The following is a 17261-nucleotide window of genomic DNA, read 5'->3' on the forward strand; positions in this document are numbered from 1 at the left end:
AGCGGATCGAGGTTCGCTCGACCCGCGGCTCCACGGCTGCTCGATCCACCTCCCCGCCACCTCCGGCGCCGGATCCAGACGCCGTCGAGCGGGCTGCGAGAGCCGACGCCCACGTTGGACGACGCCACACGTCAAAGCCCGACGTCGCACGTGGAAGGGGGAGCCGAGATGCAGCCGAACGACCTTGAGCCCACCGGGAGCGGGGTGGTCACCTTCATCAACCGGTTCACGGTGCACTCCTCGCCGGAGGAGTTCGAAAGGGCCTTCGCCGAGACCGGACGGTACGTGGCTGACCTGGACGGATTCCTGCGGTACACCCTGCACCGGCACGCCGAGGACCCCAACCGCTGGATCAACATCGCGCACTGGCGCGACGTGCGGGCCTTCCGCGCCGCGGTGGGCTCCCCCTCCTTCCCTCAGCACGCCGCAAGGTTGAGGGAACTGAGTACCAGTGAGCCCGGCCTCTACCTCCCCCGGCAGTACGTGTCGGCGGAGCGGGCGGCGGCGGGGGACCGCTGATGGCCGCGTCCGCGGGCCGCCGTGCCGTCATCACCGGCATCGGAGTCGTCGCTCCCAACTCCGTGGGCCGCAAGCCGTTCTGGGACGCCCTGACCGCCGGGCGCACGGCCACCAGGAGAATCAGCTTCTTCGACCCCACGCCCTACCGCTCGCAGGTCGCCGCCGAGGTCGACTTCGACCCGCTGCGGGAGGGACTGTCCCCGCAGCAGGCCCGCCGGATGGACCGCGCGGCGCAGTTCGCCGTGGTGAGCGCCCGGGAGTCCGTCGCGGACAGCGGGCTCGACCACGCGGAACTGGATCCCGCGCGGACCGGGGTCACCATCGGCAGCGCGGTGGGCTGCACCATGAGCCTCGAGGACGAGTACTCCGTCGTCAGCGACGGTGGGCGTCACTGGTACGTGGATGACGCCTACGCCGGGCGGCACCTGTTCGACTACTTCGTGCCGAGCTCGATCGCCGCAGAGGTCGCCCGCGACGTGGGCGCCGAGGGCCCCGTGTCCCTGATCTCGACCGGCTGCACCTCCGGCCTGGACTCGGTCGGGCACGCGGTGGAACTGATCCGGGACGGCTCGGCGGACGTGATGGTGGCAGGCGCCGGCGACGCCCCGATCTCGCCGATCACCGTGGCCTGCTTCGACGCGATCAAGGCGACCACGCCGCGCAACGACGAGCCCGGACGCGCGTCGCGGCCCTTCGACCGCACCAGGAACGGGTTCGTCCTCGGCGAGGGCGCCGCGGTGTTCGTCCTCGAGGAGCTCGGGCACGCCCGTCGGCGCGGCGCCCATGTGTACGCGGAGATCAGCGGCTTCGCCTCCCGCTCCAACGCCTTCCACATGACCGGGCTGCGCCCCGACGGCCGGGAGATGGCGGAGGCCATCCGCGTCGCGATGCGCCGGGCCGCCGTCGTCCCGCGAGACGTCGACTACGTCAACGCGCACGGGTCGGGCACCGTGCAGAACGACCGGCACGAGACGGCGGCCTTCAAGAGCGCCCTCGGCGAGCACGCCTACCGGGTGCCCGTCAGCGGTATCAAGTCGATGATCGGGCACTCCCTGGGGGCCGTCGGCTCCCTGGAGATCGCGGCCTGCGCGCTCGCCATCGAGCACGACACCGTCCCGCCCACGGCCAACCTGCACGAGCCCGACCCCGAGTGCGACCTGGACTACGTGCCGTTGACGGCGCGCGAACAGCGGGTGGACACCGTCCTCACGGTGGGCAGCGGTTTCGGGGGCTTCCAGAGCGCGATGGTGCTGCGGAGCCCGGAGAGGGCGGCGTCATGACCCCCACCGCCGTGATCACCGGTATGGGCGTCCTCGCGCCGACCGGCCTGGGCGCCGCCGCCCACTGGAGCAGCACGCTCGCCGGCCGGGCCGCGATCGGCCCGATCAGCAGCTTCGACCCGGACCGCTATCCCAGCCGGCTGGCCGGTGAGATCGCGGACTTCGACCCGAAGGCGCACGGCATCCCGAACCGGCTGCTCCCGCAGACCGATCACATGACGCGGCTGGCGCTGGTGGCCGCCGAATGGGCCGTCAAGGACGCCGGGGTGGAGCCCGGGGACCTGACGGAGTACGGCATCGGTGTCGTCACCGCCAGCTCGGCCGGCGGATTCGCGTTCGGCCACCGGGAACTGCACAACCTCTGGAGCAAGGGCCCGGAGCACGTCAGCGCCTACCAGTCCTTCGCGTGGTTCTACGCGGTCAACACCGGCCAGATCTCCATCCGGCACGGACTGCGCGGCCCGGGCGGTGTGGTCGTCACCGAGCAGGCCGGTGGGCTGGACGCGGTGGCGAAGGCGCGGCGGCAGCTGCACGACGACGTCCGGATGGTGATCGCGGGCGGCGTCGACGGCTCGCCGTCGCCGTGGGGCTGGGTCGCGCAGCTGGCGGGCGGCCGGATCAGCACCGTCGACGATCCCGAGCGGGCGTACCTGCCCTTCGACGCGGACGCCTCCGGCCATGTACCGGGCGAGGGCGGCGCGTTGTTCGTCCTGGAGTCCCCGGAGTCGGCACGCGCCCGCGGCGTGCGGTCCTGGTACGGGGAGATCGCCGGGTATGCGTCCACCTTCGACCCCCCACCCGCGACGGGCCGGCCCTCCAACCTGCGGCGCGCCGTCGAACTCGCCCTCGTCGACGCCGGTCTGGAGCCCGGCGGCATCGACGTGGTGTTCGCCGACGCCGCGGGCATCCCCGAACTCGACCGTGCCGAGGCGGACGCCGTCCGCGAGGTGTTCGGGCCGAACGGCGTGCCCGTGACCGCCCCCAAGACGATGACCGGACGGCTCGGTGCCGGTGGCGCCGCGCTGGACCTGGCCACGGCCGTGCTGTCCATCCGCGACGGGGTGATCCCGCCGACGGCGAACGTGCGGCGACCCGTGCCCGATTACGGGATCGACCTCGTCCTCGGCCGCCGCGACGTACCCGTGTCCGCCGCGCTCGTGCTGGCCAGGGGGCACGGCGGCTTCAACGCGGCCGCGGTGGTGACCCGACAACGATGAGGAGAGAAATGTCCGCTCAAGACGACCGGCACGCCGTGGTCACCGGCGCCACCAGTGGCATCGGCCTCGCCGTCACGACGCTGCTGTGCCGGCTGGGGCAGCGCGTGTTCATCTGCGCCCGCGACGCCCGGAACGTCGAGAACACCGTCGAACGGCTCCGCGACAAGGGCTACGACGTCGCGGGCCGGGCGTGCGACGTGCGCTCCACGGAACAGGTCGGTGCCTTCGTCCGCGCCGCCGTGGACCGGTACGGCCCGGTCGACGTGCTGGTGAACAACGCGGGCCGCAGCGGCGGAGGCCCCACCGCGCAGATCACCGACGAGCTGTGGCTCGACGTCGTCGACACCAACCTCAACAGCGTGCTCAGGCTCTCCCGTGAGGCGCTCACCACGGGCGGCATGCTCGACCGGGGCACCGGGCGGATCATCAACATCGCCTCGACCGGCGGCAAACAGGGCGTGGTGCTGGGGGCCCCGTACTCCGCGTCCAAGCACGGCGTCGTCGGCTTCACCAAGGCGCTGGGCCTGGAACTGGCCAGGACCGGCGTCACCGTGAACGCGGTCTGCCCCGGCTATGTGGAGACGCCGATGGCCCAGCGGGTGCGCGAGGGCTACGCCGCCGTCTGGGACACCACGGAGGAGGCCGTGCTGGAACGGTTCGAGGCGAAGATCCCGCTCGGCAGGTACACCACCCCGGAGGAGGTCGCCGGCCTCGTCGGCTACCTCGTCACCGACGAGGCCGCCCCCGTCACGGCGCAGGCGATCAATGTCTGCGGCGGACTGGGCAACTACTGACGGCCCGCGCGAGGACCAGGAGACCCGCAGCATGACGAACAACCACCGCGCCGAGCACCGGATCACCGTGGAGGCACCCGCGCGCACCGTCTTCGGCCTGATCGCGGACGTCGAGGCATGGCCACGGGTCTTCCCCCCGACCGTGCACGTGGACGTCCTCGAGCGGACCGCCGGCGAGGAGCGCATCCGGATCTGGGCGACCGCCAACGCCGCCGTCAAGACGTGGACCTCGCGCCGAGTCCTCGACTCCCAGGGGCTACGGGTGAGCTTCCGCCAGGAGGTGTCCCAGCCGCCGGTCGCCGCCATGGGCGGCGAATGGATCGTCGAGCCGCTGTCGGAGTCCCGGGCCCTGGTCCGCCTCACCCACGACTTCCGGGCCGTCGACGACGACCCGGAGGGCGTGGAGTGGATCACCCGGGCCGTCGACCGCAACAGCGACGCGGAACTGGGCGCGCTCGGGCGGGCCGCGGAACGGGCCGGCGCGGACGATCTGTCGTTGCAGTTCGACGACGTGGTGGAAGTGGCCGGAGACCCCGCCGAGGTCTACGACTTCCTCCACGACGCCCGGCGGTGGGAGGAGCGGCTGCCGCACGTGAAGCGGGTCGAGCTCGAGGAGAGCACCCCGAACCTGCAACTGCTGGAGATGGACACGCTCACCGCGAACGGCGCGATCCACACGACGACGTCGGTGCGGGTCTGCTTCCCCGACACGACCATCGTCTACAAGCAGCTGAGGACACCCGCGCTGATGTCCGTCCACAACGGCCGCTGGCACATCGCAAGAGGTCCGTCCGGGTGCGCCGTCACCTCGACGCACACGGTCGTGCTGAACCCCGACGCGGTCGTTCCGGTCCTCGGCGAGGGCTCCACGGTCGAGGACGCACGCGCCTTCGTCCGCGAGGCGCTGGGCCGCAACAGCACCGCGACGATGCTGCTGGCCAAGGAGTACGCCGAGCGCGCGGTACGGGAACGCTGATGCGCGTCCTGTTCACCACCTTCGGCGCCCGCAACCACGTCCACGCCCAGGTGGCTACGGCCTGGGCACTGCGGGTCGCCGGGCACGAGGTCTGCGTGGCCAGCCACCCCGACCTCGGCGACGTGATCGCCCGCACCGGGCTGACCGCGGTCCCGGTCGGCCGGGAGCTCAACGAGGACCAGGTGATGGAGGAGCTGCGGGAACGCGAGGAAGCCTCCCGAGACACGTACGACGACGCCCCCGACGCCCAGCTGCTGCTGGCGATGGACGAGCTGCGCCCGGAGAGGCTGACGTACGACCACATGCACGGCGTCCTCACCGCGATGACCTCGGCGGTCTTCCAGAACTACTCGTCGGCCGAGATGATCGACGACCTGGTGGGGTTCGCCCGCGCCTGGCGGCCCGACCTGGTGGTCTGGGACCCGCTGACCTTCGCCGGGGCCGTCGCCGCCCGGGTCACCGGTGCCGCGCACGCCCGGCTGATGTTCGGCCTGGACCTGGTCGGCCGCATGCGGGAGAGCTATCTGGCGGAGGTGCACCGGCGGCCGGCCGCGCTGCGCGAGGACCCCATGAGGGAGTGGCTCGGCTGGGTGATGGAGCGTTACGGCGGCACGTTCAGCGAGGACCTGGTGACCGGGCAGTGGACCATCGACCCGGTGCCGAACTCACTGCGGCTCCGGGTGGATCTGCCGTACGTGCCGGTCCGCTGCGTCGCCTACAACGGCAGGGGCAGCGTCCCGGCCTGGCTGCGCGCGGCGCCCGAACGCCCACGGGTGTGCCTGACGCTCGGGGTCTCGCACCGCGAGGTGATGGGCGGCGACCAGGCGTCCATCGGCGAGCTGATCGACGCGGTCGCCGGACTGGACGTCGAGGTGGTCGCCACTCTGGACGCCCGCCAGCTGCGGGAGGTCAGCACCCTTCCCGACAACGTCCGCACCGTCGACTTCGTGCCGATGGACGCGCTGCTGCCGAGTTGTTCGGCCATCGTCAGCCACGGCGGGTCCGGGACGGTCCACACGGCGTTCCTGTACGGCGTCCCGCAGGTCCTGGTGCCCGGAACCATGTGGGACAACGGCATCCGCGCCGACCTCGTGGAACGGTCGGGCGCCGGACTGCGTCTGGACGCGGACACCCTGACGGCCGGGGAGCTGCGCGACGCGCTCGGCCGGGTGCTGACGGAGCCGTCCTTCGCCGCCGGAGCCGACCGGCTGCGCCGGGAGACGCTGGCCACTCCCTCTCCCCGGGACATCGTCCCGGTACTGGAGTCGCTCACCGCCGAGCACCGGCGCCGCGGCGCCACGGGACACGACGACCACCCTGCGAGGAACGATGTCTGACACAGTTTCCCCGCCCTCCGCCCCGGGGCCGGTCGTGGTGACCGGCGGCGGTTCCGGTATCGGGCGAGCCGTCGCACGCGCCTTCGCCGACGAGGGCGCGGCCGTACTCGTCGTCGGCCGCACGGCCGCCGACCTCGTCGGCACGGCGAAGGGGTACGACACCATCAGGACGCTCGCCGTGGACCTCACCGAGGCGGACGCGCCGGGAAAGGTCGTGGAGACCGCGCTGCGCGAGCTGGGCGGGATCGACGTCCTGGTGAACAACGCGGCCGCACTGGGCCATCGCTCGCTCGCCGACGTCGACGCGGAGCAGGTGACCACCCAGCTCGGCACCAACCTCGCGGCGCCCGTGCTGCTCACCCGGTGCGCGCTCGACGCCCTCGCCGCCGGCGGCGGCACCGTGGTGAACGTCAGCTCGTCCGGTGCGCGGGGGTCCCGGGCCTGGCCGGGCAACGGCGTGTACGGGGCAGCCAAGGCGGCTCTCGACTTCCTCACCCGTACCTGGGCGGTCGAACTCGCACCGCGCGGCATCCGGGTCGTCGGCGTCGCCCCCGGGCTGGTCGACTCCGGTTTCGCGGAGCGGGCGGGCATGTCGGCCGAGCAGTACGACGGCATGCTCCACCACGTCGGCGCGCTGACACCCCAGGGCCGTGTCGGGACCCCGGAGGACATCGCCTGGTGGATCACGCAGCTGACCCGGCCGGGCGCCCACCACCTGACCGGCGCCGTGCTGCCGGTCGACGGCGGCCTCTCCCTGACGTGACCCGGTACGACCTGAACCGGGACCGGACCACGGCCCACCCCCTCGGAAGCTGGAGTTGACGACATGGCGAGCATGACCGAGAGCGAGTTGGGCCGGGTGCTGCTCACGCACCGCGGTGTCCAGTGGATCGTCGGTACGAAGGACGACCCGTACGCCCTGCTGCTGAGGGCCGCCGGTGACGATCCCCATCGGCTCGGCGAACTGATCCGGGAGCGGGGCCGGCTGTACCGGAGCAGTGCCGAGGCATGGGTGACGGCCCATCACGAGGTCGCCGCGGCCGCGCTCCGCGACCCGAGGCTCGGCTTCCGGCACCCCGACGCGGACGCTCCCGCCGCGGACGACGAGGGGGAGCGGCGCGAACCCATGCCGTGGGAGGTGCCCGCGCTGCGCGAGGTCCTCCCGTTCGACGAGCTGTTCCTGACCGCGGGCCGGGCCGACTGCGAGCGCGTGCGCGCAACCCTCGAACCGCTGCTCGGCGCGACGGCCCTGGAGCGGTGGCGGCCCGCGGCCGAACGGGCGCAGCGCCGTGCCCTCGCCGCCGCGGGCGCCGGTTTCGACCTCCGGTCGGACGTCGCCGACCCGTTCGCCGCCGAGTTCGTGCGGCAGCTCCTGGGCGTACCGGAGGAGGACGGCGACCGTTTCGCCGCGTTCTGCCGGGGTGCGGCGGGCGCCCTGGACGCCATGGTGTGTTCGCCGCACCTGCGTACGGCGCACGAGCTGATCACCTCCGTCGGGGGCATGCGGTCCCTGCTCACCGACCTGATCGCGCGGCGGGGCGAGCAGCCCGGGGACGACCTGGTCAGCGCCCTGCTGAAGGTCACGCACGACAACGAGGTGCGGTCGGTGTGCATGCTCCTGGCCCTCGTCGGGTCCGAGCTGTCCGCGACCCTGTTCTGCAACGCGGTGGCGTCCCTGCTCGACCACCCCGCATCGTGGCGGTCGCTGTGCGAGGACCCGGACCTCGCGCCGGCGGTGGTCGAGGAGACGCTGCGCTACGCCCCGCCCGTCCGGCTCGTCCCCCTGTACGCGCACGAGGACCTCGAACTGGCCGGGACGGCCGTCCCGGCCGGCGCCCAGGTCGTGGTGGCGGTCGAGGCGGCCAACCGGGACTCCGCGGTCCATGCGGAGCCGGCCGTCTTCGACCCGGCCAGGGAGCGGAGCGGGGAGCACCTGGCTTTTCCCGACGGTCTGCCCACGTCCCTGCTCGCGCCGCTGGTACGGCTCCAGGCCGGGTCGGGGCTCCGGGTCCTGTCGGCCGAGGCGCCCGGTGTGCGGCGCACCGGGCCCGTACTGCGGCGTCTGCGCTCCGGGGTCACCGGTGCCGTCCTGGAACTGCCCCTGGCTCTCTGACACATCTCCTCACGATGCGTCACCAATCTCGACCGTGTCACTTGTGCGGGTCGTAGTAGAGCTACTATCTTTGATCTAACAGGTCTGATCGAAAGGTAGAGGGCCTATGGCAGGGGCTAGCGATCTGCAAGAGCTGAGTCAGACGGGGGGAGCACCGGACGGCGCCTCGGGGGAACGAGTGATCGACATCCGCGGACTCCGGATGCGGTACGGCTCCAAGGACGTGCTGAACGGAGTCGACTTCAGCGTCCGGCGGGGTGAGGTCCTCGCTCTGCTGGGGCCGAACGGCGCGGGGAAGACCACGACCATCGAGATCATGGAGGGGTTCCGCACCCGTTCGGCGGGTGAGGTCAGTGTGCTCGGCGTCGATCCGGCCAAGGGTGACGAACGGTGGCGCGCCCGGCTGGGCATCGTGCTCCAGTCGTGGCGCGACCACGGGAAGTGGAAGGTCCGGGAGCTGCTGGCCCAGCTCGGCGACTTCTACCGGCCCTACTCCACCGCCGAGCGGCCCCGCCCGCGGAACGTGGACGAGCTGATCGCCATGGTCGGCCTGGAGCAGCAGGCGGACCAGAAGGTCGGGTCCCTGTCCGGCGGTCAGCGCCGCCGCCTCGACGTCGCCATCGGCATCGTCGGCCGGCCCGAGGTGCTGTTCCTGGACGAGCCCACCGTCGGGTTCGACCCCAAGGCCCGGCGGGACTTCCACGACGTGGTGCACCGGCTCTCCGACCTGGAGGACACCACGATCCTGCTGACCACCCACGACCTGGACGAGGCCGAGAAGCTGTCCGACCGCATCCTGATCCTGGCCGGCGGCCAGATCGTCGCCGACGGCAGCGCCGACCAGCTCGCCCGGGAGGCCGCGGGCAAGGCCGAGGTCCGCTGGAGCGTCGGGGGCGAGCACTTCGTCCACGCCACCCCGGACGCCAGTGTGTTCGTCCACGAGCTGTACAAGCAGCACGGCGACCGGGTCCGTGACCTCGAGGTGCGCAGGGCGAGCCTGGAGGACACGTACATGACCATGGTCCAGCAGCACGAGGCCGGCCGGTCCGAAGAGGCGATCGCGGCGTTCCGGGAGGCGAGCAAGTGAATCCCACGGCGTACGCGGTGCGGCTCGGACTGCGCCGCGGCTGGACCGAGTTCCGGCAGAGCGTGACCTCGCCCGGCGACATCGTCTACTACCTCGTCCTGGGGGGCGTGTTCCTCGGGGTGCTGTTCTTCATGCGGAACTCGACCGTGGAGGGTACGGACCTCTCGCTGGCGACGCTCTCCATGCCGAGCATGATCGGCGGACTGCTGGCGTTCCAGGCACTGGGCGGTGCGGCGTTCGCGCTGGCGGCCGAGCGGGAGGACGGCACTCTGCTGCGGGCCAGGACAGTGCCCCAGGGCCTCGTCGGGTACATCGCCGGCAGGGTGCTGGGAATCGCGCTGAGCACCGCGCTGACGCTGGCGATCATCCTGGTGCCGAGCGTGTTCCTCTTCGACGACCTGGTGACCGGCGACCTCGCCAAATGGCTGAACCTGCTGTGGGTGCTGGGCCTCGGGCTGCTCGCCACCCTGCCGGTCGGCCTGATCATCGGGGCGATGGTCAAGAACCCGCGCGGCGCGAACACCTGGGGCATCTTCCCGACGATGGGTCTGATGGCGATCTCGGGTATTTTTTACCCGATCACCTCACTGGCGGGCTGGCTCCAGGGCGTCGCGCAGGTCTTTCCCGTGTACTGGGTGGGACTGGGCACTCGCGCCGCGCTGCTGCCCGAGGCGGCGGTCGCGGTCGAGCTCGGCGAGTCCTGGCGCAGGCCCATGACCGCGGTCGTGCTGCTCGCCTGGGCCGTCGTCGCGCTGCTGATCGCGCCGAAGGTCCTGGGTCGTACGGCGCGCGGTGAGACGGGATCGAAGGTGGAGGCACGGCAGCAGGAGGCATTGAAGCGCGTTGGGTGACAGGGCATCCGGCAGGAAGGGCGGTCTGACGCGCCGCGGCACGTCGGCGCCTGAGCCGGAGACCGGGGCGTCGGAGCCCCGGCCCGGCACCGGCGCCGACAAGCCCGCCGCGGGCCGGCGGGCCGCCGGTGAACAGGGACGCTCCCGGGGCGGCACCGGGAGCGAGACGGTGCACAACCGCATCGCCATGCTGCGGGTGGAACGCGCCATCACCCGCAGGCAGCTCGCCGACGCCCTCGGGGTGCATTACCAGACGGTGGGTTATCTGGAGCGCGGTGAGTACAGCCCCAGTCTGTACCTGGCCCTGCGGATCGCGGAGTACTTCGAGGTCCCGGTCGAGGTGATCTTCTCGACCACCCCGTTCCCCCGCATCGGGAGCGCCCCACCCTCCGAGTGAAGGGTGCCGTGGCCGCGGGGCGTCGGCTCCCCGCGGCCGCGGCGGACGGAGGGCGGTCAGGTGCCGGACATGCCGTGGGGCGGTGCGCGTGTCGGTGGTGCCGGCGTCGGGCGGGTGGTGCCGGCCTGTCCCATGTCCGCGCTTCGGCGAGGGCGTCGGGTCGACCTGTCGTGAGTCCGGCGGCCCGGGCGCAGCCGTCGTGGGCGCGGAGGACCGCCCGGCCGGGACCGGACGGTTGTGCCCGGCCGTCCTCAACCGCGAGGATGAGTTCATGACAACCCGTCAGTTGGAGTCGGCGCGCGTGTTCCACGCCGGAGCGGCCCCCGGGCCCGCGCGGGTCGGAGCCTTCGGGGCCACGACGGATGCCGCACCGCAGGTGGCGACCAGCGCGCCACTGACCAGGTGCGCTCACGCCGGCCGTGCCTCGAGTCGGCCCGCACGGGCCGTGGCCCCCCGTGGTGCCGACATCCCCCGCCGTCCCTCCAGAGAAGGGCCAGGACATGGCCGCAGCACGTGAGGCAGCACGGTTCGGCATGCTCTGCGTGAGCCTGACGGCGGTCGTCGCGGCCACGGTCGCGTCCCCCGCCGCATACGCGGACGACTCCCCGAACGCACCCCTCACCGGCACCTTCGACGTGCTGACCTACAACATCGCGGGACTTCCCGAACCCCTCTCGGGCAGCCGGCCCGCGCAGAACACGAAGGAGATATCCAAGAGGATCAACGCCTACGACATCGTGAACGTCCAGGAGGACTTCGCGTACCACGCCGACCTCCTCAAGCACGACGAGCACCGCTACCGGACACCTCCGTCGGTGCCCTCGTGGGTGCCGGTGCCCGGTGTGCCCTTCTCGGACGGTCTCAACACCCTGTCCGGCTTCAAGCTCAGGAAGCTCGACCGGGTGACGTGGAACCGGTGCACCAACGCCGACTGCCTCACGCCGAAGGGCTTCACCTACCTGCGGCTGGAACTTCCCGGCGGGCGGTCGCTCGACCTGTACAACGCGCACATGAACGCGGGTTCCGGCACGGAGGACATGCTGCGCGCCCGCCGTGACAACGTCCGCCAGCTGTCCCGCTACATCGAGAAGCACTCCGCCGGGAGGGCCGTCATCGTCACCGGTGACACGAACAGCCGTTACACGAGGTCCGGCGACAACATCCGCGAACTGCGCGACGGCAACGGGCTCACCGACGCCTGGGTCCGACTGGTCAGGGGCGGCTCGACGCCCGACGTCGACGACTCGGCACCCACATGCAAGGAATCCACCGGGTGCGAGCTCCTCGACAAGATCTTCTACCGCAGCGGTCCGGGCCTGACGCTGGAAGCGGTCCGCTACGGCAACGAGTACCAACGGTTCCTCGACGGCAAGGGCAGGCCGCTGTCCGACCACAATCCGCCGTCCGTCACGTTCACCTTCACCGCGGACGGCGACGACGGCTGACGCCCACGCCTCCCAGGTGGGCACCCCCGAACCGGGCTGGTCACGCCATGCCCGCCCGGCTCAGGGGGCCCGGCGTGCGCATCCGGTGTGCGGGGCCTGCCCGGCAGCCCGGGTGACCAGGGTGTGCGGCGCGGCCGCACCCTGGAGCGCCCGGTGTTCGGCCGTGAGCCTCTCCAGCACCGGGACGATGTCGGCGGGAGCCGGCGTGCCGGCGACCTCGCGGCGCAGCCGGTCCGCGTTCGTGGCGAACGCCGGCTCCCCCAGCACCCGGACCAGTGCGGTGCGCAGCCCGTCCGGCGTCAGGTCCTCCGGATCGATGCAGAGTCCGGCGCCCGCATCCCGTACCCGGTGCGCCTTGGGGACGTTGCACCACATTTTGGCCGGCACCATCACCTGCGGTACGCCGTGCGCCAGTGCGGTCTGGAGCGTCCCCGAACCGCCGTGGTGGACGATCGCCGCGCTGGTGGCCAGCAGGGCGTCCAGCGGAACGAAGTCGACGACCCGCACATTGCCCGGCACGCGCCGGTCCGGATCGAGCTGGTCCGCGGTGAAGGTGGCGACCACCTCCACGTCCAGATCCGCCACCGCGGCCAGCAGATCGCCGACGGACGCCCGGTCGGCGCCGACCACCTCGCGGAACGACCTCCCGAGGGTCAGGCAGACGCGGGGCCGCCGGGGCCGCTCCCGCAGCCATCCGGGGATCGTCGCCTCGCCGTTGTACGGCACGTATCGCATCGGTACCGACGGCAGGTCGACGGGCAGCCGCAGCGACGGCGGAACGGGGTCGATGGTCCACTGGCCCACGACCAGGTCCTCGCTGAACTCCCGGCCGTGCCGCCGCAGGATGCGGCTCATCCACTCCTCGAGCGGGTCCTCCCGCAGGGCCGGCGGAAGTGCGGCGAGCCCGCCCAGGTAGTGCCTGCGCATGAGCCCCACCAGATCCAGCCCGAACATCAGCCGGGCGTGGGCCGCGCCGCTGATCCGCGCGGCGAGCGCGCCGGGGTAGTACATGGTGTCCCACACGACCAGGTCGGGCCGCCAGGCCCGGGCGAAGTCGATCAGCTCCTCGGTCGTGGTGTCCGGCAGCGTGTTCTGGTAGACGAACGACGTCCACGCGGTGAGCACCCCGTGCACATAGGAATGGGTCAGCTTCTCCGGCCGGGTCTCGCTGATGTCGAGGACGTCCAGCCAGGCCTCGTCGCGCATCTCCTCGGGCTCGTCCGTGTATTCCGGGTTCATCGTGGCCGGAACGTCGAGGACCTCGCCGACCGCGACAGCGGTCAGCCCGGCGTTGTTGATGTCCTCGACCACGTCCGGCTGGGTGGCCACACGGACCTCGTGTCCCGCGGCCCGCATCGCCCACGCCAGCGGTACCTGGGTGTGGACATGGGTGCTCGCGGGGAACGGCGTGAACAGCACTCGCATGGGCCCACCCTGCCGGTGCGCGTTCGCACGGCGCTCGAGGATTCCCGCAGCGCCGCACGAGGGCGCGCCAGCGGGCCTCCAGCGGACTTCGAAGCCCACCGGTGAGTCTCGGCCCCCGGGTACCGGCGGCCCCGACCGGGCGTCGCACCGAGGGAGGACGGCAATGGCCACAGCCGACGCAGAAGTCGATGTCCTGGTCGTGGGCGCGGGCCTGGGCGGGCTCTCCACGACGATGTTCCTGGCCCGGCTCGGCGTACGGGTCCTCATGGCAGAGAAGCACCCGACGACGTCGATCCACCCCAGGGCCATCGGCCAGAACCCGCGGACCATGGAACTGCTGAGGCTCGGCGGCATCGCCGAGCAGGTGCAGCAGGTCACCGACCACCGCGGTGCGAAGGGCCACTTCACGACCCGGGTCGCCGAGACGGTGCGGGGCGAGGTGCTCGACACCTTCGAGGAGGGCTTCGACCACCTGGTCGCCACCACCGCGCCCTGCTCCCCGATGCCCTGGGCGCTGGCCTGGCAGGACCAGCTGGAGCCGCTGATGCGGGCCCGGGCGGTCCAGGACGGGGCGCTGATCCGGTTCGGCACCGCGCTGGTCTCCTACGAGCAGGACGCGCACGGGGTCACCGCGGTGCTGCGCGACCGCGAGAGCGACGCCGAGACCACCGTCCGGGCGAGCTACCTCGTCGCCGCCGACGGCGACCGCAGCCCCGTGAGGGAGGGACTCGGCATCGCCCGCCACGGCCACGGCTCGCTGGCCCACGTGGTCGGCACGATCTTCGAAGCCGATCTGTCGGAGGTGCTCCCGAAGGACGCGTCCGGGCTGTACTACCTGCGCAACCCCCACTTCAGCGGCATCTTCATCGGCAGTGACCGGCCCGAACGGCACACCTTCCTGGTGGAGTACGACCCCGGACGCGGAGAATCCGCCGAGGACTTCACCCATGACCGCTGCGTCGAGCTGGTCCGCATCGGCCTGGACGCACCCGACCTGGAACCCAAGGTGCTGGACATCCAGCGCTGGGAGATGGCGGCCCGTATCGCCGAACGGTGGCGCGCCGGCCGAGTGTTCCTGGTCGGAGACTCGGCCAAGGTCGTGCCGCCCACCGGCGGGCTCGGCGGCAACACGGCCATCGGTGACGGCTACGACCTGGCCTGGAAGCTGTCCGCCGTACTGACCGGCCAGGCAGGGCCGGGGCTGCTGGACAGCTACGAGACCGAGCGCGGGCTCGTGGCCCGGCTGGTGATGGACGAGTCCATGCACCTCTACGCCTCCCGGCTCGCCCCGCACCTGAAGGACCGGATGGCGGAGCCCGCCGGCTACGCCGAGGTGATCCTCGGCTTCCGGTACCGCTCGAACGCCGTGCTCGTCGACGACGGAGACCCCCACCGGGTCGAGTCCCCGGCCCGGCCCAGCGGACGGCCCGGATTCCGGATGCCGCACGTGTGGGTGCGGCGAGCCGGTCAGCGGATCTCCACCGTGGACCTCTTCGGCTCCGGCTGGCTGCTGATCACCGGGGAGGACGGTGCGGGCTGGACCGAATGGGCCCTGGGCGCGGGCGACGAACTCGGCGTCCCGGTCCAGGTCCACGGCCTGGCCACCGACCTCAGCGACCCCGGCGGCGAACTGGCCGAGCGGTTCGGCATCGGCACGGGCGGCGCCAGCCTGATCCGGCCCGACGGTGTCGTCGCCTGGCGCACCGCCACCAGCCCGGACGACCCCGCCGCGACGCTGCGCGACGTACTCGCCCGGGTGCTGTCCCGCTGAACGCGAACCCCGACGGGAACGGGCCGGTCGGCCCGGCCGCACGACGTCCGCACCACCGCGACAAGGAGTGAATCCGCCATGACGGCACGAACCGACCCGATCACGGCCGACGTCCTCACCGACGAGGCGTACCGGTACTACCAGGAGAACGGCTTCGTCCGGATCCCCCAGGTCCTCTCCGCCTCCGAAGTGGCGCGGTTCAGGGCGGCCTCCGAGGAAGCGATGGCCCAGCACGGCCCGGAGATCTGGGGCGCGGGCGAGGACACGGTGGAGGTGCACTTCGTCGCCCAGGCCTGGCTCAAGCACGAGGCCCTGCGCGACCTCGCGCTGCACCCGGCCGTCACCCGCGCGGCGAAGCGGCTCGCCGGGGTGCCGCTGCGCCTGTACAGCACCGACGTCCTCCTCAAGCCGGGCCGCAAGACCCTGACCACGCTTCCCACGCTCGTGCACGACGACGAGACGGGCCTGCCGCTCGACGGCCTCGACCGGACGCTCACCGCGTGGATCGCCCTGGTCGACGTACCGGTCGAAAGCGGCTGCCTCAGCTACGTGCCGGGTTCCCATCTGCGCGAAACCGCCCACCGGCAGACCCACATGACCAGCTTCGCCGAGCACCGGGCCATCTCCGACATCTGGCCGGAGTACGCCTGGCAGCCCCGGACCACCGTCCCGCTGAGGGCCGGCGACGTCGCCTTCCACCACTGCCGCACCGTGCACATGGCCGGACCGAACCTGACCGACAGCCCCCGGCTGGGCCACGGCATCGTCTTCATGGACGCCGGAGCCACCTACCGGCCCGGGACCGAGGACGCCCACATCTCCCACCTGGCGCCCGGTGCCCCGCTGGACAACGAGAACTTCCCCCTCGTCTAGAGGAGACCGTCAAAGGTGAGCGCCATTCACGGGACACGCGAACGCGAGGACATCGGCGAGCTGGGCAGGCGGCTGCAGCGGGCGCACGGGGAGGTGTGGCTGCGGCAGGTCAAGGGCGACCCGTACGCCGATGTGCTCCGCGGTCACGCCGAGGACCCCGGTCCGGGCCACGAGCGGATCCGTGCGCTCGGCCCGCTGTGGCGCAGTAGCACGGGCACCTGGGTGACGGCGGACCACCGCCTCGCCGGGGCGCTGCTGGGCGACGCCTGGCCGCACGCCCCGGTGAGCGGCGAGGACGCCCACGTACCCGTGGACGACGCGGGACTGGGCGGCGACGCGGCGCACTACGAGCGGCTGCGCGGGCGGGCGGCGAACGCCGTCACCCCCTCCGCCGTGGCATCGGTGTGCGAGCGGGTGGCCGGCGGCCTGGCCGGCAGTTTCGACCTCGTCACCGACCTCGCGGAGCAGGTCCCCGTGGAACTGCTGGCCGAGACCTTCGGGTTGCCCGAGCCGCGGCGCCGGGAACTCGCCGGAGCCTGCGCCGCCGCCGGCGTCGTCCTCGACGGTCTGCTGTGCCCGCAGCGGCTGGACGTCACCCGCCGAGCGGTCACCGCCGTCGGCCGGTTGCGGGCACTCCTCGCGGAACCCGACGACGGCGGGGCCGCCGGCACGCGGGAGCCGGCGATCCTGCTGGCCACCGCCGGTGTGCGCACCGCGGCGCGCCTGGTCGCGAGCGCGGTGCTGGCGGTGGTCGACCACCCCCGGGAGTGGGCGCGGGTGGCGGAGGACCCCGCGCACGCGGCCCGGGTCGTGGGCGAGACCCTGCGGTACGACTCCCCGGTGCAGCTCCATCCGATGGTCGCCCGCGCCGACGTCGCGCTCGCCGGGCAGCAGGTGCGGGCGGGCGAACGGGTGGTGGTGCTCGTCGGGGCCGCGAACCGCGACCCCGGGATCTTCGACCACCCCGACCGGTTCGCCCCCGGCCGGCCCGCCGACGCTCTCGTCCCCGGCCTGTACCACCGTGTGACGCTGCCGTTCGCCCGCGCCCAGGCCGAAGCCGTGCTTCGCGCGCTGGTGGCCGCCGGTCCTCGGCCGCGCCGGGCGGGCCCTCTCCTGCGCAGCCGCCGGTCACCGGTGACCCGGCACCTGCTCAGCTGCCCGCTGGTCATCGGCTGA

16 protein-coding genes are annotated in these 17261 nt (G+C 72.4%); 15 read left to right on the top strand and 1 reads right to left on the bottom strand.

The window, feature by feature from the left end:
- Nucleotides 1-168: 168 nt before the first annotated feature.
- The 12 genes from AB0J10_RS08315 (at nucleotide 169) to AB0J10_RS08370 (ending at nucleotide 12016) form a co-directional block, all read left to right on the top strand.
- Nucleotides 169-519 carry an antibiotic biosynthesis monooxygenase family protein gene (locus AB0J10_RS08315; RefSeq protein WP_363059084.1) on the top strand — a complete coding sequence of 117 codons (351 nt, stop codon included), beginning with the start codon at nucleotides 169-171 and terminating at the stop codon, nucleotides 517-519.
- Entirely contained in the window at nucleotides 519-1799 is a 1281-nt protein-coding gene (locus tag AB0J10_RS08320; RefSeq protein WP_363059086.1) for a beta-ketoacyl-[acyl-carrier-protein] synthase family protein, read from the top strand. Before AB0J10_RS08315 ends, AB0J10_RS08320 begins: the two co-directional genes overlap by 1 nt.
- Nucleotides 1796-3016, top strand: a complete 1221-nt coding sequence (locus AB0J10_RS08325) for a ketosynthase chain-length factor (protein ID WP_363059088.1) — start codon at nucleotides 1796-1798, stop codon at nucleotides 3014-3016. The genes AB0J10_RS08320 and AB0J10_RS08325 overlap by 4 nt, the downstream gene beginning before the upstream one ends.
- Nucleotides 3017-3024: 8 nt before the next feature.
- Entirely contained in the window at nucleotides 3025-3810 is a 786-nt protein-coding gene (locus AB0J10_RS08330; RefSeq protein ID WP_363059090.1) for an SDR family NAD(P)-dependent oxidoreductase, read from the top strand.
- A gap of 31 nt (nucleotides 3811-3841) precedes the next feature.
- Nucleotides 3842-4786 (top strand): aromatase/cyclase, encoded by a 945-nt coding sequence (locus AB0J10_RS08335; protein ID WP_363059092.1) that lies wholly within the window; start codon nucleotides 3842-3844, stop codon nucleotides 4784-4786.
- Nucleotides 4786-6123, top strand: coding sequence for an activator-dependent family glycosyltransferase (locus AB0J10_RS08340; protein ID WP_363059094.1), 1338 nt, complete (start codon nucleotides 4786-4788; stop codon nucleotides 6121-6123). The genes AB0J10_RS08335 and AB0J10_RS08340 overlap by 1 nt, the downstream gene beginning before the upstream one ends.
- Nucleotides 6116-6886 (top strand): SDR family oxidoreductase, encoded by a 771-nt coding sequence (locus tag AB0J10_RS08345; protein WP_363059096.1) that lies wholly within the window; start codon nucleotides 6116-6118, stop codon nucleotides 6884-6886. The genes AB0J10_RS08340 and AB0J10_RS08345 overlap by 8 nt, the downstream gene beginning before the upstream one ends.
- Before the next feature lie 63 nt (nucleotides 6887-6949).
- Nucleotides 6950-8236, top strand: coding sequence for a P450-derived glycosyltransferase activator (locus tag AB0J10_RS08350; protein ID WP_363059098.1), 1287 nt, complete (start codon nucleotides 6950-6952; stop codon nucleotides 8234-8236).
- A 202-nt stretch (nucleotides 8237-8438) separates the two neighbouring features.
- Nucleotides 8439-9323, top strand: coding sequence for an ABC transporter ATP-binding protein (locus tag AB0J10_RS08355; RefSeq protein WP_363059414.1), 885 nt, complete (start codon nucleotides 8439-8441; stop codon nucleotides 9321-9323).
- Nucleotides 9320-10174: an ABC transporter permease gene (locus AB0J10_RS08360; RefSeq protein ID WP_363059100.1), complete on the top strand. Its 855-nt coding sequence runs from the start codon at nucleotides 9320-9322 to the stop codon at nucleotides 10172-10174. Before AB0J10_RS08355 ends, AB0J10_RS08360 begins: the two co-directional genes overlap by 4 nt.
- Before the next feature lie 187 nt (nucleotides 10175-10361).
- Nucleotides 10362-10571: a helix-turn-helix transcriptional regulator gene (locus AB0J10_RS08365; protein ID WP_363059416.1), complete on the top strand. Its 210-nt coding sequence runs from the start codon at nucleotides 10362-10364 to the stop codon at nucleotides 10569-10571.
- Between the two features lie 500 nt (nucleotides 10572-11071).
- Entirely contained in the window at nucleotides 11072-12016 is a 945-nt protein-coding gene (locus AB0J10_RS08370; RefSeq protein WP_363059102.1) for an endonuclease/exonuclease/phosphatase family protein, read from the top strand.
- 60 nt (nucleotides 12017-12076) lie between these two features.
- Here the strand turns inward: AB0J10_RS08370 and AB0J10_RS08375 are convergent, their stop codons facing one another.
- Nucleotides 12077-13441, bottom strand: a complete 1365-nt coding sequence (locus AB0J10_RS08375) for an activator-dependent family glycosyltransferase (RefSeq protein ID WP_363059104.1) — start codon at nucleotides 13439-13441, stop codon at nucleotides 12077-12079.
- Nucleotides 13442-13604: 163 nt separating this feature from the next.
- Between AB0J10_RS08375 and rdmE the strand changes: the two genes are divergently transcribed.
- The 3 genes from rdmE to AB0J10_RS08390 all read left to right on the top strand — a co-directional run bounded on the left by rdmE (nucleotide 13605) and on the right by AB0J10_RS08390 (nucleotide 17261).
- Nucleotides 13605-15212 carry an aklavinone 12-hydroxylase RdmE gene (gene rdmE / locus AB0J10_RS08380; RefSeq protein ID WP_363059106.1) on the top strand — a complete coding sequence of 536 codons (1608 nt, stop codon included), beginning with the start codon at nucleotides 13605-13607 and terminating at the stop codon, nucleotides 15210-15212.
- 78 nt (nucleotides 15213-15290) lie between these two features.
- On the top strand, nucleotides 15291-16085 hold the full coding sequence (locus AB0J10_RS08385; protein WP_363059108.1) for a phytanoyl-CoA dioxygenase family protein: 795 nt from the start codon (nucleotides 15291-15293) through the stop codon (nucleotides 16083-16085).
- Between the two features lie 15 nt (nucleotides 16086-16100).
- A complete protein-coding gene (locus AB0J10_RS08390; protein ID WP_363059110.1) occupies nucleotides 16101-17261 on the top strand; it encodes a P450-derived glycosyltransferase activator in 1161 nt (386 codons plus the stop codon).

This window comes from Streptomyces sp. NPDC049887, assembly GCF_040656535.1.
Taxonomy (GTDB): domain Bacteria; phylum Actinomycetota; class Actinomycetes; order Streptomycetales; family Streptomycetaceae; genus Streptomyces.

Excerpts from the sequence above, each read along its gene's own strand:
- AB0J10_RS08315 (WP_363059084.1), top strand. The coding sequence starts at position 169 with ATGCAGCCGAACGACCTTGAGCCCACCGGGAGCGGGGTGGTCACCTTC.
- AB0J10_RS08320 (WP_363059086.1), top strand. The coding sequence starts at position 519 with ATGGCCGCGTCCGCGGGCCGCCGTGCCGTCATCACCGGCATCGGAGTC.
- AB0J10_RS08325 (WP_363059088.1), top strand. The coding sequence starts at position 1,796 with ATGACCCCCACCGCCGTGATCACCGGTATGGGCGTCCTCGCGCCGACC.
- AB0J10_RS08330 (WP_363059090.1), top strand. The coding sequence starts at position 3,025 with ATGTCCGCTCAAGACGACCGGCACGCCGTGGTCACCGGCGCCACCAGT.
- AB0J10_RS08335 (WP_363059092.1), top strand. The coding sequence starts at position 3,842 with ATGACGAACAACCACCGCGCCGAGCACCGGATCACCGTGGAGGCACCC.
- AB0J10_RS08340 (WP_363059094.1), top strand. The coding sequence starts at position 4,786 with ATGCGCGTCCTGTTCACCACCTTCGGCGCCCGCAACCACGTCCACGCC.
- AB0J10_RS08345 (WP_363059096.1), top strand. The coding sequence starts at position 6,116 with ATGTCTGACACAGTTTCCCCGCCCTCCGCCCCGGGGCCGGTCGTGGTG.
- AB0J10_RS08350 (WP_363059098.1), top strand. The coding sequence starts at position 6,950 with ATGGCGAGCATGACCGAGAGCGAGTTGGGCCGGGTGCTGCTCACGCAC.
- AB0J10_RS08355 (WP_363059414.1), top strand. The coding sequence starts at position 8,439 with ATGCGGTACGGCTCCAAGGACGTGCTGAACGGAGTCGACTTCAGCGTC.
- AB0J10_RS08365 (WP_363059416.1), top strand. The coding sequence starts at position 10,362 with ATGCTGCGGGTGGAACGCGCCATCACCCGCAGGCAGCTCGCCGACGCC.
- AB0J10_RS08370 (WP_363059102.1), top strand. The coding sequence starts at position 11,072 with ATGGCCGCAGCACGTGAGGCAGCACGGTTCGGCATGCTCTGCGTGAGC.
- AB0J10_RS08375 (WP_363059104.1), bottom strand. The coding sequence starts at position 13,441 with ATGCGAGTGCTGTTCACGCCGTTCCCCGCGAGCACCCATGTCCACACC.
- rdmE (WP_363059106.1), top strand. The coding sequence starts at position 13,605 with ATGGCCACAGCCGACGCAGAAGTCGATGTCCTGGTCGTGGGCGCGGGC.
- AB0J10_RS08385 (WP_363059108.1), top strand. The coding sequence starts at position 15,291 with ATGACGGCACGAACCGACCCGATCACGGCCGACGTCCTCACCGACGAG.